Origin of the sequence: Nocardioides sp. (genome assembly GCF_030019515.1) — a bacterium.
GTDB lineage: Bacteria > Actinomycetota > Actinomycetes > Propionibacteriales > Nocardioidaceae > Nocardioides.
The window spans coordinates 45,065-65,948 of sequence record NZ_JASEEQ010000008.1 but is presented as its reverse complement, the minus strand read 5'-3'; the positions used below and the strand labels follow the sequence as shown (position 1 = coordinate 65,948).

The window sequence follows — 20,884 nt, the reverse complement described above, 5'->3', positions numbered from 1 at the left end:
AGAGGCAGACTGGACGACGCGAGGAGCTGGACCATGACGGCGATCGAGGCGGCACCGATGACGACCCACCCCCAGACCGAGAGCCCGATCGAGGACGCAGGCCGGATCGCGGCGGCGCGCAACGAGCTCGGCGACTTCCCGACCCTGACCCAGCGCTACCAGCGCGAGCTGCTCGCGCACTGCTACCGGATGTCCGGCTCGGTGCAGGAGGCCGAGGACCTGGTCCAGGAGACGTTCCTGCGCGCCTGGAAGGCCTCCGCCGACTTCCAGGGCCGCTCGTCGGTGCGCACCTGGCTGTACCGGATCGCCACCAACGTGTGCCTCACCAATCTCGAGGGCCGGCCCCGGCGGCCGCTGCCGGCGGGGCTCGGCACCCCCGACGCGATGGCCGGCGACGCGTTGGAGGAGAACCACGAGATCGCCTGGCTCGAGCCGGTCCCCGACGCGGCGGTGGTGGTCGCCGAGCGCGACTCGATCCGGCTGGCCTTCGTCGCCGCGCTGCAGCACCTGCCGGCCCGCCAGCGCGCGGTGCTGATCCTGCGCGACGTGCTGCGCTGGTCGGCCGCGGAGGTCGCCGAGGCGCTCGAGACCACCTCGGCCGCGGTCAACTCTGCGCTCCAGCGCGCCCACGCGCAGCTCGCCGGGCGCGGCCTCACCGAGGAGACCGTCGAGCCCGACCTGACGCCCGCCCAGCAGCAGCTGCTCGAGAGGTACGTCGACGCGTTCTGGCGCAAGGACGTCGACGCGATCGTCAGCCTGCTCACCAGTGAGGCGATCTGGGAGATGCCGCCGTTCACGAACTGGTTCGTCGGGCCGGAGAGCATCGGCGAGCTGATCGGCAAGCACTGCCCCGGCGGCCTGAACGACATGCCGATGCTGCGCACCTCGGCCAACGGCCAGCCCGCGTTCGGGCTGTACATGCGCGTGGCCGACGGCGGCTTCGCACCGTTCCAGCTGCAGGTGCTCGAGCTGGACGGCACCCGCGTCACCCACGTGCACGCGTTCTTCGACACCGCGCTGTTCACGAAGTTCGGGCTGCCCGACCGGCTCGACGACGGCTACCGGCCCGGCGACCACCCGATGAGCCTGGTCCCGACGAGCGCCGTCCCCTCCGCCGTCCCCTCCGCGCCCGGCGAGTGAGTTGACCCGGACCGTCCCCGGGTCCGTCGAGCTGCTCGACCGGGCCCTGGGCTACACCCGCGCCCGGCTGGCGGGCGTGCGCGCCGAGCTGCTCGACGCTCCGACGCCCTGCGAGGCCTGGACCCTGGCCGACCTGCTCGCCCACCTGGAGGACGGGCTCGACGCGTTCGCGGAGGCCGCCGGCGGAGCGGTCGAGGTGCTCCCCGGCAGCGCGGCCGGCGGCCGGGTGGCCGTCCTGCGTGAGAAGGCCTGTGCACTGCTCGCGGCCTGGAGCGACCCGGCGCCCGGCGACGTCGTCCTCGAGGCGGGCGGCGCGCGGGTCGACCTCGGCACGCCGACCCTGGTCGCCACGGCCGCCCTGGAGGTGACCGTGCACGGGTGGGACGTGGGGCAGAGCACCGGCGAGCGCACCGCGATCCCGGCGAGCCTGGCGCAGCAGCTGCTCCCGGTCGCACATCGACTGGTCGGGGCGGGCGACCGCGGGGCCCGGTTCGCCCGGGCCCGACCGGTCCCCGCGATGGCGCCGTACGACCAACGGCTGCTGGGCTTCCTGGGCCGCACCTGACTGGTCCACCGTCATCGAACTCCGCCGTTCCGACCCCCCACAGGGGCGGGTCTTCCTAGGCTGCGGGTCGTGCTGCTGACCCGAGTCGATCTCGCCGCCCGTGGCTACGCGATGGCCCGGGCGGGCCGGATCGGCGAGGCGCTCGCGGACCTCGACCAGCTGCGCTCCGCGGGCTGGGAGGACCTCGGCGACCTCGACCGTGCCTCCGTCCTGACGACCGCGCTCGACTGCCGGCTGGCGCGCGGCGACCTGTCCCCGGCGATGACGCTCGGCGAGGCGCTCGGAACGTTCCTGGACCGGCCCGGCCTGACCGGGGCGGTCGCGCACTACGGTCGCGGCGAGCTGTCGGCGGCGGCCGGCGACTCCGACCTCGCCGCCGGGCACTTCGCGCGCGCCGGCCGGCTGCTCTCCGGTGGGCGGGACGGTGTTCGCCTGGTCCCCTGGCGGGTCGGCGCGGCGCTGGCCGCCGTCCGGCTCGGCCACCGGCGCGAGGGAGCCGCGCTCGCCCGCGAGCACCTCGGCGCCGCACGGACCTCGGGCGCGCCGTACGCCGTGGCGCTCGCCCTGCGCACCGTGGCCACGGTAGACGCCCGGAGCGACCGGACCGCACTGCTGCGCGAGGCCCAGGACGTCCTCATCGGCGTGCCCGCCGCGCGGCTGGCCGCGCAGATCGACACCGATCTCGCCGGGCTGCTGCTGCTCTCCGGCCGGCCGGACGCCGACACGGCGCTGGCGCTGCTGCGCGGCGCCGAGGCGTACGCCGGGCGTGAGGAGCTCTGGCCGCTGCAGAGCCGGGTGCGCCGGCTGCTGGACCGGATGGGCGAGCCCGCCCGGCCGGTGCGCGGCGAGGCCCTCGCAGCACTCACCGCCGCCGAGCGGCGGGTCGCCCGGCTGGCCGCCGACGGGCTGACCAACCGGCAGATCGCCGACCGCCTGGTCGTGACCGTGAAGGCCGTCGAGTGGCACCTCTCGCGCGTCTACCGCAAGCTCGGCATCCGCTCGCGGACCGGCCTGCCCGCGAGCCTCGGCCTGAAGTCGGCGGGCCTGTAGATCGGGCGGTCAGCCGGCTGGTGGTCCGCGCCGAGCCGCCGTCGGTTTCCCCGGGTACCCGGGGAAACCAGCACTGTTGGGCCGAAACTTCGGCCGAGAAGTGCAGGGATCGGCCGAGAGGTCCGCGGGGCGCCGACGCCCACGACCACACGACGCTGGCGCGGTCCTCAGAGCCAACGCAGGCTGCGCCCGTGGCCGTGGGTGCGCGCGACCGCCCGGCCGTCGACGCCGAGCACGAAGCCGTGCTCGTCCTCCGGTACCTCCGGTCCGGTTTCGGTGACGGCGGGGAGCACCCGCGGACCCTCGTTGCTCACCCAGTGGCACCGGCCGGCCGCGACCAGCCCGGTCATCAGCTCGTGGAACGCGGACCGGCGCTCCTCGGGCAGGTAGGCGATCACCGCGCTGTGGAACACCAGCACCGGGCCGTGCTCGCGCGCCCGCTCGACCATCGCAGGGAGCTCGTCGACCAGGTCGCCGCGCACCAGGTACGGCGGGTCGGTCCGGGCGACCGCGACGGCGCGGGCGAGCTGGGCCCGCCGGTCGTCGTGCTCGGGCCAGACCAGTGCGGACAGCCAGCGCACCTGGTCGCCGTCGGTGACGTCGACCGGGGACAGGTCTATGCCGGCACGCCAGACCACCGCCGGCGGAGCGGCGGGCAGCGGGCCCACGCCCAGCACGGTGCAGCCGAGCTCGGGTGCCGCGGGGTCGCCGCAGCGCCGTACGCCGTCGGCGGTCCGCCACGCGTAGCGATACCGATCCGGGTAGAGGCAGAGCCCGGCGCTCGCGCCGACCTCGAGCAGCGCGACCGGCCCGGGGCCGGCCGCCAGCGCGAAGGCGGGCACCAGGGTGGCCAGCCGGCCGGCCTCGTTGGTCTGGGTGGCGCGCTCGAGGATGGTGCGCCGGACGGTGCCGTCGTCGCCGAGCAGCGCCTCGCGCAGCGCGGCGTACGGGCCCGGCGCCGGCACCCCGTGCCAGCGGGCCGCCGCGAGGACCAGGTTCGGCTGACGCTTGGTCAGCGGCAGGGTCTCGAGCCACGCGAGCACCTCCTCGTCGGTCGCGACCCGGCGCGACCAGTCGGCGAAGCACGGCGAGGTCGGAGCGGCGTCGGCCGCGAACTCGGCGTACTGCGTCGCGGTGTCGGCGAAGAGGTCCACGTCGCCATTGTCGAATCCGCCCCGGCGGAGGGGGCGGATGGGCCACCATTCTCGGCATGGGAACCTTCGGGGGGCGAAGGACGGTGGCGCGCGCCTCCGCGCTGCTCGCGCTCTCCGTACTCCTGTCTGCGCCCCTGCTGGCGGGCTGCACCGCGGCGCTCGACCAGGCGCACAGCGTGCAGACGAAGCTCGGCCGGATCGACCAGGTGGCCGACGCGACCGTGAGCTCCCCCTCGGACGAGCGCGCCGCGGCGATCACGATCGACTACACGGGTGTCGCCACCGAGCGCCAGCTCGCCCGCCTGGTCGCCGAGGTCGGCCGCGTCGCGGACCACGAGAGCTACCCGGCGTACCGCCTCGACCTGGTGCCGACCGAGTCCCCCGGCGACACCCTGGTCGTCGACTCCACGTTCGCCGGCAGCGACGTCGCGCCGTCGGTGCTGACGACCTGGCTGCGGGTCACCGCGGCCCTCCTCGGCGACGTCACCTACTCCTACCAGCAGAGCAACGAGTCGATCGCCGTCGATTCGGGCGCGGGCGTCGCGCACGACGTCAGCGAGGCGAGCCGGATCGGGTACGGGTTCCGCGACACCACCTGGACGTTCACCAACGCGGGCACCGTGTTCGTCGTCTCCGGTCGCGTCTCCCCGACCGACGTGCTGCTCTTCTCGGGCGTGCAGCGCTCGGTGTCGTCCGGGGCGCTGCCGGCGCCGGCGGCGGCGTGGCGACTCGAGCGCCGCACCGACCACCTGCTGCTCGACCTGGACGTGACGTTCACCTCCGGGCCGGTCGCACCCGCACGGCTGACCGTCGAGCGGTACGGCGAGGACGTCCGGCGGCTGGTGGTCGCCGCCCTCGACGCCCTCCGGGTGGCCGGCCTGCCGGTGTGGCTGCGGCTGCACCACCGCGCCGCCCCCGGCGACCCGGGCGACCCCGCCGGCACTCCGGACGACGACGTGTTCGGCTACTGGGTCGCCGGCCAGAGCCCGGTCCGCGGCCGGGATCCCCTGCTCCGCGGCTGGGACCGGTGGCTCGCCGCCCTGGCCCGCTCGGCGCGCTGACCCGCCCGGCGCGGCCTGGGAGGATGCGCCCCGGAGGATCCGCCACCCGGCCACCTGGCCACCAGGCCACCCGGCCGGCGGTGCCCAGGCAACCGACCCGCGACCCGAATCGGTTGCTGGGCCACCGCCCGCCCCGGGCAGGGGAGGATCCGGCCGCGGCGCGAGGATCCGGCCGCGGCGCCGGCGGGTCAGCCGGCGGGGAGGGCGACGTAGGTGGTCTCGAGGTACTCCTCGATGCCCTCGAAGCCGCCCTCGCGACCGAAGCCGCTGGACTTGACCCCGCCGAACGGCGCGGCCGGGTTCGAGACCAGGCCGGTGTTGACGCCGACCATGCCGAACTCCAGCGCCTCGGCCAGCCGGATGGTGCGGGACAGGTCCCGGGTGTAGACGTAGGAGGCCAGGCCGTACTCGGTGTCGTTGGCGATCCGGATCGCGTCCGCCTCGGAGTCGAAGGTGGTGATCGGCGCGACCGGACCGAAGATCTCCTGCACGTTGATCTCGGAGTCGACGGGTACGCCGAGCAGCACGGTCGGCGGGTAGAAGTAGCCGGGCCCGTCCGCGGCCCGGCCGCCGGTGACGACCGTGGCGCCGTCGTGGACGGCGTCGGTGACCAGCTGGCTGACGCTCTCCACCGCGCGCTCGTCGATGAGCGGGCCGACGTCGACGCCCTCGTCCTGCCCGCGGCCCAGGGTGAGCGCACCCATCCGCTTGCCGAGCTTCTCGGCGAACTCCTCGGCGACCGAGGCGTGCACCAGGAACCGGTTGGCCGCCGTGCAGGCCTCCCCCATGTTCCGCATCTTCGCGATCATCGCGCCGTCGACGGCCGCGTCGACGTCGGCGTCCTCGAAGACCAGGAACGGCGCGTTGCCGCCCAGCTCCATGCTGACCCGCTGCAGCCGGTCGGCGGACTGCCGGACCAGCACCCTGCCCACGCCGGTGGAGCCGGTGAAGCTGACCTTGCGCAGCCGGTCGTCGGCCTGGAGGGTCTGGCTGAACTCGCCGGTGTGGCTCGTGGTGATCACGTTGAGCACGCCCGCCGGCAGCCCGGCCTCCTCGAGCACGGCCGCGAGCGCGAGCATCGACAGCGGGGTCTGGCTGGCGGGCTTGACGACCATCGTGCAGCCGGCCGCGACGGCGGGCCCGATCTTGCGGGTGCCCATCGCGAGCGGGAAGTTCCAGGGGGTGATGAACAGACACGGGCCGACCGGCTTCTTGATGGTGAGCAGCCGGCTTCCGCCACCTGGGGCCTGCATCCAGCGGCCGTGGATGCGCACCGCCTCCTCGGCGTACCACCGGAAGAACTCCGCGCCGTAGGTCACCTCGCCGGCGGCCTCGGCGACCGTCTTCCCCATCTCGAGGCTCATCAGGTGCGCGAACCCCTCCGCGCGCTCGGTGATCAGCTCGAAGGCGGTGCGCAGGATCTCGCCGCGCTCGCGGGCCGGCGTCGCCGCCCAGTCGGCCTGGGCCGCGACCGCCGCGTCGAGCGCGTCGACGGCGTCGGCGACGGAGCCGTCCGCCACGTCGGTCAGCACCGAGGCGTCGGCCGGGTCGATCACGTCGAGCCGCTTGCCGCCCTCCGCGTCGCGCCAGGTGCCACCGATGAAGAGGCCCCGGTGCTCGGGGCCGAGGAGGTCCAGTCCGTTCATGCTCCCCAGCCTGGCACCCCGCGACCTTCGAGCAAATCGCTGACAGGCCGACGGGGTCGTGCCAGGCTGGGAGCGTCGACTTCGGAGGGAGCACTTTGTTGTCGGCAAGAACCCCTTGCTGACCCCATGCAGCGAGGGGTTCGCCCTTTGCCGCGCCGGTCCGGAGCACCCCCTCGCACCGTGGGCGGCCCGGCGGAGGGGCGGGGGCCACGGCATGCCGCGGCCCCCGCGTTCGTCCCGGCGCACGCGGGGGACGACCGCAAACCGTGACCAAGAGCCCTTGTGCCCGGGACCGATGAGGAGTTGTGTCGGACCGAGGTCCCAACAGCGAGACTCGTGGCACGAGGAGCGGTCATGGCGGAAAAGGGCGGCGGAAACCGGAGAGCGTCGGGGCAGGATCTGGCGGCGAGCAGCCCGGACCGGATCCGCAACGTGGTGCTCGTGGGCCCGGCAGGGTCCGGCAAGACCACCCTCGCGGAGACTCTGCTCGCCGCCTCAGGCGCGATACCTCGCGCCGGCTCCGTCCGCGACGGGACGACCGTCTGTGACCACGAGGAGTCCGAGCACGCCCACGGGCGCAGCAACTCCCTCAGCGTCGCGCCGCTCCTCCACGACGGCGTGAAGGTCAACCTGATCGACACCCCCGGATACGCCGACTTCGTCGGCGAGCTGCGGGCCGGGCTGCGGGCGGCCGACTGCGCGCTGTTCGTGGTCGCCGCCAACGACGGCGTGGACGACGCCACCCGCGCGCTGTGGCGCGAGTGCGCCGCCGTCGGCATGCCGCGCGCGGTCGTCGTGACCAAGCTCGACCAGGCGCGTGCCGACTACGACGGCCTGCTCCACCAGGCCCGGGACGCCTTCGGCGACCGGGTGATGCCGCTCTACGTCCCCGTCCGGGACGGGGCCGACGTCACCGGGCTCACCGGGCTGCTCACCCCGAGCGCCGAGGCCGAGGCGACCGGACTGCGCGGCGACCTGATCGAGGCCATCATCGAGGAGTCCGAGGACGAGTCGCTGATGGAGCGGTACGTCGGCGGCGAGGAGGTCGACGAGAAGGTGCTCGTCCAGGACCTCGAGCGCGCGGTCGCGCGGGCGAGCTTCTACCCCGTCGTACCCGTCTGCTCGATGACCGGGGTCGGCTGCCAGGAGCTGCTCGACCTCGCGGTCCGGGCGTTCCCCTCGCCGGTCGAGCACACCGCGCCCGACGTGTTCCTGCCGTCCGGAGCCGCGGCCGACCCGATCACCTGCGACCCCGACGGCCCGCTCGTGGCCGAGGTCGTGAGGACGGCGAGCGACCAGTACGTCGGCCGGCTGAGCCTGGTCCGCGTCTTCTCCGGCACCCTCGAGCCCGACCAGACCGTGCACGTCTCCGGGCACTTCTCGTCGTTCTTCGGCGAGGGCACACACGCCGACCACGACGAGGACGAGCGGGTCGGCAACCTGGGCCACTCGTTCGGCAAGGTCCAGGTCCCCACCGAGCGCGTGGTCGCCGGCGACCTGTGCGCGGTCGGCCGGCTCTCCCGGGCGGAGACCGGCGACACCCTGTCGTCGGTGGACCAGCCGCGGGTGCTGCGGCCGTGGTCGATGCCCGAGCCGCTGCTGCCGATCGCGATCGTCGCGCGCAGCAAGGCCGACGACGACAAGCTCTCGCAGGCCCTGGGGCGGCTCGCCGCGGAGGACCCGTCGCTGCGGATCGAGAACAACGCCGAGACCCACCAGCTGGTGCTCTGGTGCATGGGCGAGTCCCACGCCGAGGTCACCCTCGAGCGGCTCACCGAGCGGTACGCCGTGCACGTCGACCAGGTGCCGTTCGTGGTGTCGCTACGCGAGACGTTCGCCGGGAAGGGCGCCGGCCTGGGTCGGCACGTGAAGCAGTCCGGCGGGCACGGCCAGTACGCCGTGTGCCAGATCGAGGTCGAGCCGCTGCCCGAGGGCGGCGGGTTCGAGTTCGTCGACAAGGTGGTCGGCGGCGCCGTACCCCGCCAGTTCATCCCGAGTGTCGAGAAGGGCGTGCGCGCCCAGATGGAGCGCGGAGTGCGCCACGGCTACCCGGTCGTGGACCTGCGGGTGACGCTGCTGGACGGCAAGGCGCACGCGGTCGACTCCTCGGACATGGCCTTCCAGATGGCCGGCGGGCTCGCCCTGCGCGAGGCCGCGGCGGCCACCACCGTGACCATGCTCGAGCCCTACGACACCGTCACGGTCGTCATCCCCGACGAGCTGGTCGGCACCGTGATGAGCGACCTGTCCGCGCGCCGGGCCCGGCTGCTCGGCACCGACAAGGTCGGCGAGGACCGCACCCAGGTCCTGGCCGAGGTCCCGCAGACCGAGCTGGTCCGCTACGCCGTCGACCTGCGCTCGGCCACCCACGGCGCCGGCGTCTTCACCCGGTCGTTCGCCCACTACGAGCCGATGCCCGAGGAGGTCGCCCGCAACGTCGAGACCCGGACGACCTAGCGACCCGCCGGCGGGCTTCCCGGTCAGCCGGCCCTCCTGCTGCCTGTGTGGGTCGTCCCGGACGTCACGCGGAGGGTGTTACCTGTTGCTCCGTCCGGAGGACGTCTGGCGACCCGCGCGGCGACGAGGTCGACGCGCGAGACGCGGTCAGCGGGCCGCGCGCAGGAACGCCTCGAGGACCGGGCCGGCGGTGCCGCTGCCGGAGGAGCCGACGTCGACGAACACGGCGACGGCGAGGTCGCCCTGCGCCGCGATCATCCACGCGTGGGTCAGCAGCCTGCCGCCCCGCTCGAACTCCGCGGTGCCGGTCTTGGCGATCACCGGCGGGCCGGGCACGTCGAGCAGCCCCGCGCCGCTGCCGGACGTGACGACGGCGCGCAGCATCGAGCGCAGCGCGGCGGCCTCCGGCGGGGCCAGCGGCTCGGCTCGGCCCGGGACCGACACGTCGACGGACCTCACCAGCCGGGGCACCACCGTGTGGCCAGCCTGCACCGACGCGATCACCGTCGCCATCGCCATCGGTGAGGCGAGCACCTTGCCCTGGCCGATCAGGTCGGCGGCTGCCTCGGTCTCCGAGGCCGGCGGCTCGACGCTGCCGAAGTACGCCGGGAAGCCCAGGTCGTGGTCGATGCCGAGGCCGAGCGAGGCCGCCGCGGCGGCCAGGTCCCCGTCGTCGAGCCTGCCGCGCTGGGAGATCACCGCGGTGTTGCACGAGTTCGCGATCGCGGTGCGCAGCGCGATGTCGCCCAGGGCAGCACTCGGGTAGTCGTCGTAGTTCTCGAACCGCTTGCCGTCCACGACGACCGACGGCGTGCACGGCACCGTGCTCTCGGGGGTGAGCCCGGAGCGCAGCAGCGCGAGGCTGCTGACGCTCTTGAACGTCGAGCCCGGGGCGACCTGGCCGTACGTCGCGAGGTTGTAGCCGTCGTTGCCGGGCCCGTTGGCCGCGGCCAGGATCGCGCCTGTCGACGGCCGCAGTGCCACCAGCGCACTGGCCGGCCCGACGCCGGCGAGCGCGCGCTCCGCGGCCAGCTGCAGCGGCTCGTCGAGGGTGAGCTCGAGCGGCTGCCCCTGCTCGGCGTCGACCCGGAACAGCTGGCGCTCGCGCCCGTCCGAGGCGACGGCGTCGACCACGACGCCGTCGACGCCCTGGAGCTGGTCGTCGTATCGCGCCTGGAGCCCGGAGAGCCCGGCCTGGTCGCCGACCTGGTACTTGTCCGGCTCCTTCTCGATCATCTCCGCGGTCACCGCACCGACGGTGCCCAGGATCGGGGCCGCGAAGTCGCGGGTCGGCGCCAGCGGGATGTCGTCCGGGACCGCGAGTGCGCCAGGGATGGCCTGGTAGCCGCGCGCGACCTCGAGGGGTACGTCGTCCTTGCGGAACACGATCGCCTCGACGTACGCCTTGTCGCCCGCCGCCTCGACCTGCTTGACGTACGGCGCCGCGTCGACGCCCACCAGGCGGGCCAGGCGCCGCGCGGCGTCCGCGGTGCGGGCGGCGGGGACTCGCGACCGGTCGATGCCGAGGCGGACCACCGGGCGGTCGGTCACGAGCGCGACGCCGTCCGCCCCGACCACCGGGCCGCGGCCGCCGCCGATCGGCGTCACGTCGAGGACCGTCCCCGGGCCGAGGCTGGGCTCGACCACCTTGCGCGACCAGGTGACCTGCCACTCGTCGCCGGCCTCGGTCAACGGCGCCTCGGTGGTGTAGCGCCACTCCTCGCCGGCCAGGGACCAGGTCCACGCCAACGTGGCCGTCGCGGCGCCCGCCTCGCTCTCCTCGGTGCCGGTCGCGTCGACCGTCGGGGTCGCCTCACCCATGCCCTCGACGACCTTCGCGTACTCCGCCCCCACGTCCTCGGCCGTGCCCTCGGTGAACGCGACCGCACCGAAGTCGCCGGACACCAGCGCCTCCGCCAGCGCGTCCGCAGCGTCGTCGGGATCGGGCCCGGTCACCTTCTCGGCCGCGTCGCAGCCGGCCAGCGCACCGCCTGCGAGCAGGAGGGCGAGGGTGGCGAGCGAGAGTCGGCGGCCCGGGAGCATGGAGTCGGTTCTACCAGCCACCGCCGACCGTGCCCCGGCTAGGACTTGTGGCGCGGCTTCTTGTGCGGAGCCGGCGGGCCGCCGCCGTCGCGGCTGAGCTCGATCAGCTTCCCGGAGATCCGGGTCGAGCGCAGGCTGTCCCACGCGCCGGCCGGCAGGTCGGCGGGGAGCTCGACCAGCGAGTGGTCCGCGCGGATGTCGATGTGCCCGAAGTCCTGGCGAGACAGGCCGCCCTCGTTGGCGATGGCGCCGACGATCTGGCGGGGCTCCACCTTGTGCCGCTTGCCCACCGCGATCCGGTACGTCGTCATCGGGACGTCGCTGCGGCCACGAGGGCGGCGCTCGCGCGGCTGCCCTCCGTGGTCCGGTCGGTCGCGGCGCGACCCCTGGGTCGCCCGCTCCTCGCGTGGCGCGCGGACCTCGTCGGCCGGGTCGAGCAGCAGCGGGGTGTCGCCCTGGGCGACCACCGCGAGGGCCGCGGCGACATCGGCCTCGGGCACGTCGTGCTCACGCACGTAGTGGGCCACGATGTCGCGGAACGCCTCGATCCTGCGGGTCTGCGAGAGGGCCTCGGTGATCGCGTCGTCGAAGCGGGACAGCCGGGTGGTGTTGACGTCCTCGACGGTCGGGAGCTGCATCTGGGTCAGCGGCTGCCGGGTCGCCTTCTCGATGTGCTTGAGCAGGTAGCGCTCCCGGGGGGTGACGAACGAGATCGCGTCGCCGCTGCGCCCGGCCCGCCCGGTGCGCCCGATCCGGTGCACGTAGGACTCGGTGTCGGTGGGGATGTCGTAGTTGACGACGTGGCTGATCCGCTCCACGTCGAGGCCGCGGGCGGCGACGTCGGTGGCGACCAGGATGTCGAGCTTGCCGGACTTCAGCTGGCTGACGGTGCGCTCGCGCTGCGTCTGCTGCACGTCGCCGTTGATCGCCATCGCGGAGAAACCGCGGGCCCGGAGCTTCTCGGCCAGCGTCTCGGTCTCGTTCTTGGTGCGGACGAAGACGATCATGCCCTCGAAGTTCTCGACCTCGAGGATGCGGGTGAGCGCGTCGACCTTCTGCGGGTAGGACACCATCAGGTAGCGCTGGGCGATGTTCGAGGCGGTCGCCGTCTTGTTCTTGACGGTGATCTCGGCCGGGTCGTCGAGGTACTTCTTCGAGATCCGGCGGATCTGCGCGGGCATGGTCGCGGAGAACAGCGCGACGTCCTTCTCCGCGGGCGTGTCCGCGAGGATCGTCTCGACGTCCTCGGCGAAGCCCATGTTGAGCATCTCGTCGGCCTCGTCGAGCACGAGGAACCGCAGCTCGGACAGGTCGAGCGTGCCCTTCTCCAGGTGGTCCATGATCCGGCCCGGTGTGCCGACCACGACGTGCACGCCGCGGCGCAGCGCGCTGAGCTGGACGCCGTAGCCCTGCCCGCCGTACACCGGCAGCACGTGCACGCCCTTGATGTGCGCGGCGTACCGCTCGAACGCCTCGCACACCTGGAGCGCGAGCTCGCGGGTGGGCGCGAGCACCAGTGCCTGCGGGCTCTTCTGGGCCAGGTCCAGCCGGGAGAGGATCGGGAGCGCGAAGGCCGCGGTCTTGCCGGTGCCGGTCTGCGCGAGGCCGACGACGTCGCGCCCGGCCAGCAGCGTCGGGATCGTCGCCGCCTGGATCGGCGACGGCTTCTCGTAGCCGACGTCGGCCAGCGCCTTCAGCACCGGCTCGCTGAGCCCGAGGTCGGCGAACGTCACCTCGGGGGTGGTCGTGTCGTCCTGCTCGTCACTGCTCACCCGTCAACGGTAGTGGCTGCGCCTTCCGACGGTGGATTCGTGGTCGCGGTGCGCTGCGTCACCTCCCGGGGGCCACCTACTCGACCGTCACGCTCTTCGCCAGGTTGCGCGGCTTGTCGATGTCGTGACCGAGGCGCAGCGCCGCGTGGTAGGCGAGCAGCTGCAGCGGGACCGTGAGCAGGATCGGGTCGAGCTCCCGCTCGTTGCGGGGTACGACGATCCGCTGGACCCCGGAGCGGTCCTCGAGGTCGCCGAGGTCGACGCCGTCGTGGGTCACGACGACCAGCGGTCCGCGGCGCGCCGCGATCTCGTGCAGGGCGCCCACGTTGCGGTCGGTGAGCTCATCGGCCGGGACGATCGCGACGGTCGGCACCGTCTCGCAGATCAGCGCGAGCGGGCCGTGCTTGAGCTCGGAGGTCTGGTAGGCCTCGGCGTGCCGGTAGGAGATCTCCTTGAACTTCTGCGCCCCCTCGCGGGCGACCGGGTAGCCGCGCACCCGGCCCACGAAGAACAGGCTCTCGGCGTCGGCCAGCCGGCCGGCGACCTCCGCGAGCGCGTCCTCCTGGGCGAGCACCTCCTCGATCTGGTGCGGCAGCCGGGACAGCCCGGCGATCAGCCGGCGCCCGTCGGCGATCGAGAGGTCGCGCACCCGGCCGAGCTGGAGGGCGAGCAGCGCGAAGCCGAGGAACATGTTCGTCAGCGCCTTCGTCGAGGCGACCGCGACCTCCGGGCCGGCGTGCAGGTAGATGCCCCCGTCGCACTCCCGCGCGATCGCGCTGCCGACCACGTTGACCAGGCCGACCACCCGGCCGCCCTTCCGGCGGATCTCCTGGACCGCGAGCAGGGTGTCGATGGTCTCGCCCGACTGGCTCACGGCGACGTAGAGCGTGTCCGGCTCGATGATCGGGTTGCGGTAGCGGAACTCGCTGGCCGCCTCGGCGTCCGCGGGGATCCGCGCCAGCTCCTCGACCAGGCCGGCGCCCATCTGGCCCACGTAGTAGGCCGACCCGCAGCCGAGGATCTTCACCCGCCGGATCGCGCGGTTCTCGCGGGGGTCCAGGTTCAGCCCGCCGAGGTGGGCGGTGCCGAACCGCTCGTCGAGCCGGCCGCGGAGCACCCGCTCGGCGGCGGCGGGCTGCTCGAACATCTCCTTGCGCATGAACGAGTCGTGCTCGCCCGCGTCGTACGACGAGGGGTCGACGTCCACCACCGTGGCCGACTTCGCGGTCGCGGTGAGGTCCTGGCGGTAGGTCGTGAAGCCGGTGGCGGTGACGCTGGCGATCTCTCCGTCGTCGAGGTGGGCCACCGTCGTGGTGTGCCGCACGATCGCCGCCAGGTCGGAGGCCACGAACATCTCGCGCTCCCCGACGCCGACGATCAGCGGGCTGCCGTTGCGGGCCACGACGATCCGGTCGGGGAAGTCGACGTGCAGCACCGCGATCCCGTAGGTGCCCTCGATCGCGGCGAGCGCCTCGCTCACCTTGCCCTCGAGGGTGTCCGCGCCCGACCGGGCGATCAGGTGGGCGAGCACCTCGGTGTCGGTGTCGCTGACCAGGTCCACGCCGTCGTCGGCGAGCCGGTGTCGCAGCGCCGCAGCGTTGTCGATGATCCCGTTGTGCACGACGGACACCAGGCCCTTGCCGTCACCGTGGGGATGCGCGTTGACGTCGTTGGCCGGGCCGTGGGTGGCCCAGCGGGTGTGCCCGATCCCGACCTTGCCGGCGAACCGCTTGGGCAGGCTGTCGGCGAGGTCGCGCACCCGCCCGGCCCGCTTGGCGACCTTGAGGCCGGTGCCGGCCAGCACGGCCAGACCGGCCGAGTCGTAGCCGCGGTGCTCCAGGCGGGTCAGTCCCTCCACCAGGATCGGGGCGGCCTGCTGGGCTCCGACGTACCCGACGATTCCGCACATGGTTGGTGTGTCCTCTCACTACTGGGTCTCGACACGTCGGTCGCGACCTCGTTCCTCGGTCGCGCGGCTCGCTCGACCACGATCAGCGGGTCCGCTCCGCGTCCCCGCTCACCCGTAGACGATCCGGCGCAGCTGGCGCGCCGTGAGTGGCGGAGCCGCGACCACCCGGTGGGCGAGCTCCTCGGCGATGCGGGCGAAGATCTGCTCGTTCCTCGCGCCGTAGGTCTTCAGGTGCGCGTGCCGCCGCCGCACGTACTGCTCCACCGTCTCCGCGTGGAACGCGACCACGTCCTCGACGACGCGGGCCGCCTCGCTCACCGAGAGACCGGTGCTGGCCGCGATCCGGCCGACCAGCTCGGGATCGGGAGCCGACGGGGAGGCTGCAGACCCGGTCACGCGAGCGATCCTGCGCCTGTACCGGCCCGTACGGCAACTTCCTGCCCGGATCCGGGCAGGAATGTCCGAAACACCGGGGTCCGGTCGGTCCTGGAGCCCGGCAGCCGTCTCCGCCCAGGTGGTGCACGACGTGCGTGTCGGGCGGCCCAGAAGCCCCTCGAGTGGGGCGTCGAGGTCGGATCACCCGGGCTTTGTGACACCTGGGTGGGAGTCGGCTAGTCTAGGTGAACAGCAGGTGAACGAAAGGCGTCCGATGAACGACACGACCATGACCGACAACCTGGTGCAGACCTGGGTGCCGGTGGCCGATGCCCGCGGACGGACCCACCTCGAGGCCCGGTGGACCTCCGCGCGGCCCGCCGCCGTACCCGCGCAGGCCCCGCACGCCGCCTGAACCAGCACCCGCCCACCGGTCGGCCCGTCAGCACGCCTGGCGGGCCGACCGGCATTTCGGCCGGCTCTCCCGACGTGCGCCCGGCCCTGCGCCCCGACGGGGCGTACCCGACGCGGCCCGGGGTACCGGGAATGAATCGGACCACGGTCCGGTTCATAGTGGTCAAAGGTTCAATCAAATCGACCCACCCCGCGAGGAGTCAGCACATGTCGTTCTTCAACCGCAAGCCCGCCGAGGCCTTCGATGCCCCCACCGCCGCCGTCGAGGACATCTCCGGCGACTACACGATCGACCCGGCGCACACCCGGATCGGCTTCAGCACCCGGCACGCGATGGTGACGACGGTCCGCGGCCAGTTCGGTGACTTCGCCGGCACCGCCCACGTGGACGCCGCGAACCCGAACAACTCCCGCGTCGAGATCGTCATCCAGACCGCGAGCATCGACACCGGTGTCGCCGACCGCGACGCGCACCTGCGCTCGGCGGACTTCTTCGACGCCGACCAGAACAAGGAGATCACCTTCGTCTCGACCAAGGTCGAGCGCGGCGGCCAGGACTGGGTGATCACCGGCGACCTGACGATCAAGGGCGTCACCAAGCCCGTCACCGTGGCTTTCGAGCCCAACGGCTCCGCCCGCGACCCCTTCGGCAACCTGCGCATCGGGTTCGAGGGCGGCACGGCCATCAACCGCAAGGACTGGGATCTGACCTGGAACGCCGCGCTCGAGACCGGCGGCGTCCTGGTGTCCGAGAAGGTCAAGCTCGAGTTCGACGTCTCCGCGATCCGGAACGCCTGAGCCTCGCTCCGCCCCCGAGCTGGCCTCGACCAGCTCCGTGCTCCTGACGGGGCCGCCGGAAAAACCGGCGGCCCCGTCGCGCATCTCCTGGTTCGATGTGCCCCGTGCCCGCACCCCTCGAGCTCCCAGCAGACCTGTCCGAACGCCCGCTCGTCAGGTCCGACGCGCGGGCCGTCGTCGAGGTGATGGCCGCCCAGGAGGCGCACGACACCGGCGAGGTGTCGATCGAGGAGGCCGACATCCTCGGTGACTGGGGGCGCCCGTCGTACGACGTGAGCGCCGGCACCGTCGGGGTCCTGGCCGGCGACCGTCTGGTCGCCTACGCCGAGATGATGGGCGCCGACCGCGGCGACGCCGCCGTCCACCCGGACTACCGGGGCCGCGGAGTCGGCACCGCGCTGGCCGGCTGGATGCAGGCCAAGGCCCGGAAGGCCGGGTCCGACGTGATCGGCATGCCCGTGCCCCAGGGCTCCGCCGGGGACCGCCTGCTCGCCGCGCTCGGCTACCACGTGCGCTGGGAGAGCTGGGCGCTGAAGCTGCCCGCGGACGCACAGATCCCGCCGCGCGAGCTGCCGGCCGGCTACGCGCTCCGCGAGGCGACGCCGGCCGACCACGACGCGTGCTGGACCGTGGTCGAGGACGCGTTCCTGGAGTGGTCGGAGCGGGACCGGGTGCCGCTGGACGACTGGCTGGCGACCGTGGTCGGGCGGCCCGGCTTCGAGCCGTGGAACCTGCGCGTCGTCACCGACCCGGCCGGTGCGGTCGTCGGCGCGACCCAGGTCTTCCTCTCGGGCGAGGAGGGCGACCAGGAGGGCTACGTGAACAAGGTCGCGACCCGTCGCGACCAGCGCGGCCGGGGCATCGCCCAGGCGATGCTGGTCGACGCCTTCGCGACCGCCCGCGCGCACGGCGCCACCCGGTCCGGCCTGGACACCGACTCCCGCACCGGGGCGCTCGGCCTCTACGAGAAGGTCGGGATGGTCGTCTCCGCGACCTGGGTCAACCGCGCGATCCGCGTCTGAGCCCGCGGACGTCATGCGGACGGTGTGTCCCCCTCCACCGTCCGTATGACCTCCCGGCGAAGGAGCCGGTCAGCGGATCGGGGCCCCGGAGATGGACCGCGCGATGACCAGGCGCTGGATCTCCGAGGTGCCCTCGAAGATCGTGTAGATCCTGGCGTCGCGGGCCATCCTCTCGACGGGGTACTCGCGGGTGAAGCCGTTGCCCCCGAGGATCTGCATGGCCTGGCCGGTGACCCGCACGGCGGTCTCCCCGGCGAACAGCTTGGACATCGAGCCCTCGGCCTGCTCGAAGCGCTTGCCCTGCCGGGCCATCCAGGCCGCGCGCCACACGAGCAGCCGGGAGGCCTCGATCGAGGTGGCCATGTCGGCCAGGCTGAACGCGATCGCCTGGTTCTCGATGATCGGCTTGCCGAACTGCTCGCGGGTCCGCGCATAGTCCAGGGCGACCTCGTACGCCGCGCGGGCGATGCCGATCGCCTGCGCGCCGACCGCGGGGCGGGTGCGCTCGAAGGTCGCCATCGAGGCGTTCGAGCCGGCCTTGCTGCTGGCGCCCTCACGGGCCCGGGCCAGCCGGGCGTCCAGCTTCTCCTTGCCACCGAGCAGGCAGCGGCCGGGCACCCGCACCTGGTCGAGCACCACCTCGGCGGTGTGCGAGGCGCGGATCCCATGCTTGTGGAACTTCTGGCCCTGGCTGAGGCCCTTCGTGCCCGGGGGCACCACGAAGCTGGCCTGGCCACGGGTGCGCAGCTCGGGGTCGACCACCGCGGTCACCACGTGGACGTCGGCGATGCCGCCGTTGGTGGCCCAGGTCTTGGTGCCGTTGAGGACCCACTCGTCTCCTGCCTCGTCGTACGTCGCCCGGGTGCGCATCGCGCCGACGTCGGAGCCGGCGTCGGGCTCGGAGGAGCAGAAGGCGCCGAGCTTGAGGTCACCGGGGGCGCCGTACATCGCGGGGATCCACTCCGCAACCTGCTCGTCGGTGCCGTTGGCGCGCACGCCCGCCGCGGCCAGCGAGGTGCCGACGATCGAGAGCCCGATCCCGGCGTCGCCCCAGAACAGCTCCTCCATCGTGATCGGGAAGCCCAGCCCGGTCTCGTCGAGGGCCTGGGTGACGATGAAGTCGACGGAGTAGAGGCCGACCTTGGCCGCCTCCTCGACCACCGGCCAGGGGAACTCCTCGCGCTCGTCCCACTCGGCGGCCGCGGGCCGGACCACCTCCGCGGCGAAGTCGTGCACCCAGGTGCGCAGGTCGAGGTGGTCCTGGTCGAGCTCGAAGGACGGCGTCACGTGCCGCACGTTACCCACAGCTGGCCCGGCCGTGGGGTCGTGTGCCCGAGCACGCGCCATGGCGCGTGCTCAGGCACACGACCCCTCCCCCATCCGGAGGGTCAGGTGCGGATGGCCTCGTGCGGCTCCAGCTCGGCCTCGACCCCGGGGTCGCCGGCGTCGGCGTGGTAGTCCTGCGCGCGGGTCTGGTCGACGCCCTCGGCCACGCCGAGCGCACGGAACACCACCGTGAGGACGACCGCGACCAGCAGGTTGGCCGCGAACGCGATCAGCGCGATGTAGAACTTCGTCTCGGTGCCCGGGAAGTTCACCAGCGGCCCGCCGAAGTGGTCCTGGACCGGCGAGGACACGCCGTACGCGAGCCAGGTGCCCCACGCCATGCCGACCGCCCAGCCCGCGAACAGCGCCCACCGGTGCATCCAGCGGGTGTAGAGCCCGATCACGATCGCCGGCAACGTCTGCAGGATCCACACGCCGCCGAGGAGCTGGAGGTTGATCGCGAACGAGTTCGACAGCGCGAGCACGAACACGAGCGCGCCGAACTTCACGAGCAGCGAGGCGACCTTGCTCTGCTTGGCCTCCTGGGCGTGCGTGGCATTGCGGTTGATGAAGGCCCGGTAGATGTTGCGGGTCCACAGGTTGGCCGCGGCGATCGACATGATCGCGGCCGGCACCAGCGCCCCGATCACGATCGCCGCGAACGCGACGCCCGCGAACCACGGGCTGAACTCGTTCTCGAACAGCTGCGGCACCGCCTGCTGGGGGTTCTCGACCTTCACGCCGGCGGCGATGGCCACGAAGCCGAGCAGGGCGAGCAGCCCCAGCAGGAAGGAGTACGCCGGCAGCAGGGCCGCGTTGCGCCGGATCACCGACCGGCTGCGGGTCGAGAGCACGCCGGTCACCGAGTGCGGGTACATGAACAGCGCGAGCGCCGAGCCGAGGGCCAGCGAGGCGTACGCCCACTGCGCCGGGCCGGGCGGCATCGACCCCTTGGGCGCGGCCTCGCCGGCCGCGATCGCGTCGGCGTTGTCGACGTTGAACGACGTGAAGCTGTCGTTGACGCTCGAGAAGATGTTCCCCCAGCCACCCAGCTGGGAGGGCAGGTAGAGGACCGCCACGATGATCACCAGGTAGATCAGCGTGTCCTTGACGAACGCGATCAGCGCGGGCGCGCGCAGCCCGCTGGAGTAGGTGTAGGCGGCGAGGACGACGAAGGCGAGCAGCAGCGGGAAGTCCTGGACCAGCCAGTTGTCGCTGTCGGTGCCGAGGCCCATCACCTCGAGCACCACCTGCATGCCGACCAGCTGCAGCGCGATGTACGGCATCGTGGCGAGGATCCCGGTCAGCGCGACGGCCAGCGCCAGCGGCCGGCTGTCGTACCGGCCCTGGACGAAGTCGGCCGGGGTGACGTACCCGTGTCGGTGGCTCACCGACCACAGCCGGGGCAGGAACACGAAGATCAGCGGGTAGACGACGATCGTGTACGGGACCGCGAAGAACCCGACCGCGCTGCCGGCGTACAGCGTCGCGGGCACGGCGATGAAGGTGTACGCCGTGTAGATGTCGCCGCCGATGAGGAACCAGGCGATGAACGTGCCGAAGCCACGGCCGCCCAGCCCCCACTCGTCGAGGCTGTCGAGCGACTGCGCCCGGCGCCAGCGGGCCGCGGCGAACCCGAGCACGGTGACCAGGAGGAACAGGAAGACGAAGACGCCGAGGACGACGCCGTTCACGTCCGCGATCACCGCGGCTCACCGTCCCGGCTCGCGCCGGTGCCGTCCGGCTCCGGCGGCAGTCCATGGGCCACGCGCTGCGCGCGGTCGGCGCTGGTCGCGACGAAGTACGCCGGGACCGTCAGCCCGACCGCGGCCACGACCAGGAGGAACTGGAACCAGTAGTAGAACGGGAAGCCCAGGAAGGCCGGGTCCTCCCGGTCGTAGAGGGGCACCCACAGCGGCAGCACCACCGCGGGCGTGAGCAGCGCTGCGACCAGCAGCCAACGGCCACGTGAGCCGCTGCTCCGATCAGCCGGGCGGCGGGGGACGTCGGACATGAGCACCTCCGAGATGGGTGACGATGTGACCGTGGTCACCCCGTTCTCTACCCGGTTCTCGGCGTAATACGCGTGCGGGGCCGGGCTTTCGCTACGGCCCTGCGGTCACCGCGAGACCTCGCCGGGCGGGCGCGCTCC

At 73.1% G+C, this 20,884-nt stretch carries 17 protein-coding genes; 8 read left to right on the top strand and 9 right to left on the bottom strand.

Annotation, left to right across the window (positions count from 1 at the left end; genetic code table 11):
- Nucleotides 1-33 precede the first annotated feature (33 nt).
- From QMC84_RS12845 to QMC84_RS12835, 3 genes are all read left to right on the top strand, one after another.
- The gene (locus QMC84_RS12845) at nucleotides 34-1,140 is read left to right on the top strand and encodes a sigma-70 family RNA polymerase sigma factor (protein ID WP_300375205.1); all 1,107 of its coding nucleotides are present in this window, start codon (nucleotides 34-36) and stop codon (nucleotides 1,138-1,140) included.
- Nucleotide 1,141: 1 nt separating this feature from the next.
- Entirely contained in the window at nucleotides 1,142-1,705 is a 564-nt protein-coding gene (locus QMC84_RS12840) for a TIGR03086 family metal-binding protein (RefSeq protein WP_300375204.1), read from the top strand.
- Nucleotides 1,706-1,774: 69 nt separating this feature from the next.
- Nucleotides 1,775-2,755: a LuxR family transcriptional regulator gene (locus QMC84_RS12835; protein WP_300375203.1), complete on the top strand. Its 981-nt coding sequence runs from the start codon at nucleotides 1,775-1,777 to the stop codon at nucleotides 2,753-2,755.
- 167 nt (nucleotides 2,756-2,922) lie between these two features.
- On the opposite strand, the gene QMC84_RS12830 is transcribed toward QMC84_RS12835, so the two are convergent.
- Nucleotides 2,923-3,909 carry a DUF2332 domain-containing protein gene (locus QMC84_RS12830; protein ID WP_300375202.1) on the bottom strand — a complete coding sequence of 329 codons (987 nt, stop codon included), beginning with the start codon at nucleotides 3,907-3,909 and terminating at the stop codon, nucleotides 2,923-2,925.
- Between the two features lie 56 nt (nucleotides 3,910-3,965).
- On the opposite strand from QMC84_RS12830, the gene QMC84_RS12825 reads away from it, so the two are divergent.
- Nucleotides 3,966-4,970: a hypothetical protein gene (locus QMC84_RS12825; protein WP_300375201.1), complete on the top strand. Its 1,005-nt coding sequence runs from the start codon at nucleotides 3,966-3,968 to the stop codon at nucleotides 4,968-4,970.
- Nucleotides 4,971-5,158: 188 nt separating this feature from the next.
- Here QMC84_RS12825 and QMC84_RS12820 read toward each other — a convergent pair whose 3' ends face one another.
- The gene (locus QMC84_RS12820; RefSeq protein ID WP_300375200.1) at nucleotides 5,159-6,616 is read right to left on the bottom strand and encodes an NAD-dependent succinate-semialdehyde dehydrogenase; all 1,458 of its coding nucleotides are present in this window, start codon (nucleotides 6,614-6,616) and stop codon (nucleotides 5,159-5,161) included.
- Between the two features lie 354 nt (nucleotides 6,617-6,970).
- On the opposite strand from QMC84_RS12820, the gene QMC84_RS12815 reads away from it, so the two are divergent.
- Nucleotides 6,971-9,073 (top strand): elongation factor G-like protein EF-G2, encoded by a 2,103-nt coding sequence (locus QMC84_RS12815; RefSeq protein ID WP_300375199.1) that lies wholly within the window; start codon nucleotides 6,971-6,973, stop codon nucleotides 9,071-9,073.
- A gap of 147 nt (nucleotides 9,074-9,220) precedes the next feature.
- Here the strand turns inward: QMC84_RS12815 and QMC84_RS12810 are convergent, their stop codons facing one another.
- From QMC84_RS12810 to QMC84_RS12795, 4 genes are all read right to left on the bottom strand, one after another.
- Nucleotides 9,221-11,116: a penicillin-binding transpeptidase domain-containing protein gene (locus tag QMC84_RS12810; protein ID WP_300375198.1), complete on the bottom strand. Its 1,896-nt coding sequence runs from the start codon at nucleotides 11,114-11,116 to the stop codon at nucleotides 9,221-9,223.
- 38 nt (nucleotides 11,117-11,154) lie between these two features.
- Nucleotides 11,155-12,888 carry a DEAD/DEAH box helicase gene (locus QMC84_RS12805; RefSeq protein WP_300375197.1) on the bottom strand — a complete coding sequence of 578 codons (1,734 nt, stop codon included), beginning with the start codon at nucleotides 12,886-12,888 and terminating at the stop codon, nucleotides 11,155-11,157.
- Nucleotides 12,889-12,964: 76 nt separating this feature from the next.
- On the bottom strand, nucleotides 12,965-14,797 hold the full coding sequence (gene glmS, locus QMC84_RS12800; protein ID WP_300375196.1) for a glutamine--fructose-6-phosphate transaminase (isomerizing): 1,833 nt from the start codon (nucleotides 14,795-14,797) through the stop codon (nucleotides 12,965-12,967).
- A 108-nt stretch (nucleotides 14,798-14,905) separates the two neighbouring features.
- Nucleotides 14,906-15,151 (bottom strand): hypothetical protein, encoded by a 246-nt coding sequence (locus QMC84_RS12795; RefSeq protein ID WP_366145752.1) that lies wholly within the window; start codon nucleotides 15,149-15,151, stop codon nucleotides 14,906-14,908.
- Nucleotides 15,152-15,446: 295 nt separating this feature from the next.
- Here QMC84_RS12795 and QMC84_RS12790 point away from each other — a divergent pair, with 295 nt between their 5' ends.
- From QMC84_RS12790 to QMC84_RS12780, 3 genes are all read left to right on the top strand, one after another.
- Entirely contained in the window at nucleotides 15,447-15,587 is a 141-nt protein-coding gene (locus QMC84_RS12790) for a hypothetical protein (RefSeq protein WP_300375194.1), read from the top strand.
- Between the two features lie 206 nt (nucleotides 15,588-15,793).
- Complete coding sequence (locus QMC84_RS12785) at nucleotides 15,794-16,384, top strand: YceI family protein (protein WP_300375193.1); 591 nt, start codon at nucleotides 15,794-15,796, stop codon at nucleotides 16,382-16,384.
- Between the two features lie 95 nt (nucleotides 16,385-16,479).
- Nucleotides 16,480-17,406 (top strand): GNAT family N-acetyltransferase, encoded by a 927-nt coding sequence (locus tag QMC84_RS12780; protein ID WP_300375192.1) that lies wholly within the window; start codon nucleotides 16,480-16,482, stop codon nucleotides 17,404-17,406.
- 69 nt (nucleotides 17,407-17,475) lie between these two features.
- On the opposite strand, the gene QMC84_RS12775 is transcribed toward QMC84_RS12780, so the two are convergent.
- From QMC84_RS12775 to QMC84_RS12765, 3 genes are all read right to left on the bottom strand, one after another.
- Nucleotides 17,476-18,693 (bottom strand): acyl-CoA dehydrogenase family protein, encoded by a 1,218-nt coding sequence (locus QMC84_RS12775; protein ID WP_300375191.1) that lies wholly within the window; start codon nucleotides 18,691-18,693, stop codon nucleotides 17,476-17,478.
- 101 nt (nucleotides 18,694-18,794) lie between these two features.
- The gene (gene mctP / locus QMC84_RS12770) at nucleotides 18,795-20,438 is read right to left on the bottom strand and encodes a monocarboxylate uptake permease MctP (RefSeq protein ID WP_366145749.1); all 1,644 of its coding nucleotides are present in this window, start codon (nucleotides 20,436-20,438) and stop codon (nucleotides 18,795-18,797) included.
- Complete coding sequence (locus QMC84_RS12765; protein ID WP_300375190.1) at nucleotides 20,435-20,746, bottom strand: DUF3311 domain-containing protein; 312 nt, start codon at nucleotides 20,744-20,746, stop codon at nucleotides 20,435-20,437. The genes mctP and QMC84_RS12765 overlap by 4 nt, the downstream gene beginning before the upstream one ends.
- Nucleotides 20,747-20,884: the final 138 nt, after the last annotated feature.

Excerpts from the sequence above, each read along its gene's own strand:
- QMC84_RS12825 (WP_300375201.1), top strand. The coding sequence starts at position 3,966 with ATGGGAACCTTCGGGGGGCGAAGGACGGTGGCGCGCGCCTCCGCGCTG.
- QMC84_RS12780 (WP_300375192.1), top strand. The coding sequence starts at position 16,480 with ATGTGCCCCGTGCCCGCACCCCTCGAGCTCCCAGCAGACCTGTCCGAA.
- glmS (WP_300375196.1), bottom strand. The coding sequence starts at position 14,797 with ATGTGCGGAATCGTCGGGTACGTCGGAGCCCAGCAGGCCGCCCCGATC.
- QMC84_RS12820 (WP_300375200.1), bottom strand. The coding sequence starts at position 6,616 with ATGAACGGACTGGACCTCCTCGGCCCCGAGCACCGGGGCCTCTTCATC.
- QMC84_RS12785 (WP_300375193.1), top strand. The coding sequence starts at position 15,794 with ATGTCGTTCTTCAACCGCAAGCCCGCCGAGGCCTTCGATGCCCCCACC.
- QMC84_RS12790 (WP_300375194.1), top strand. The coding sequence starts at position 15,447 with ATGAACGACACGACCATGACCGACAACCTGGTGCAGACCTGGGTGCCG.
- QMC84_RS12845 (WP_300375205.1), top strand. The coding sequence starts at position 34 with ATGACGGCGATCGAGGCGGCACCGATGACGACCCACCCCCAGACCGAG.
- QMC84_RS12815 (WP_300375199.1), top strand. The coding sequence starts at position 6,971 with ATGGCGGAAAAGGGCGGCGGAAACCGGAGAGCGTCGGGGCAGGATCTG.
- QMC84_RS12810 (WP_300375198.1), bottom strand. The coding sequence starts at position 11,116 with ATGCTCCCGGGCCGCCGACTCTCGCTCGCCACCCTCGCCCTCCTGCTC.
- QMC84_RS12765 (WP_300375190.1), bottom strand. The coding sequence starts at position 20,746 with ATGTCCGACGTCCCCCGCCGCCCGGCTGATCGGAGCAGCGGCTCACGT.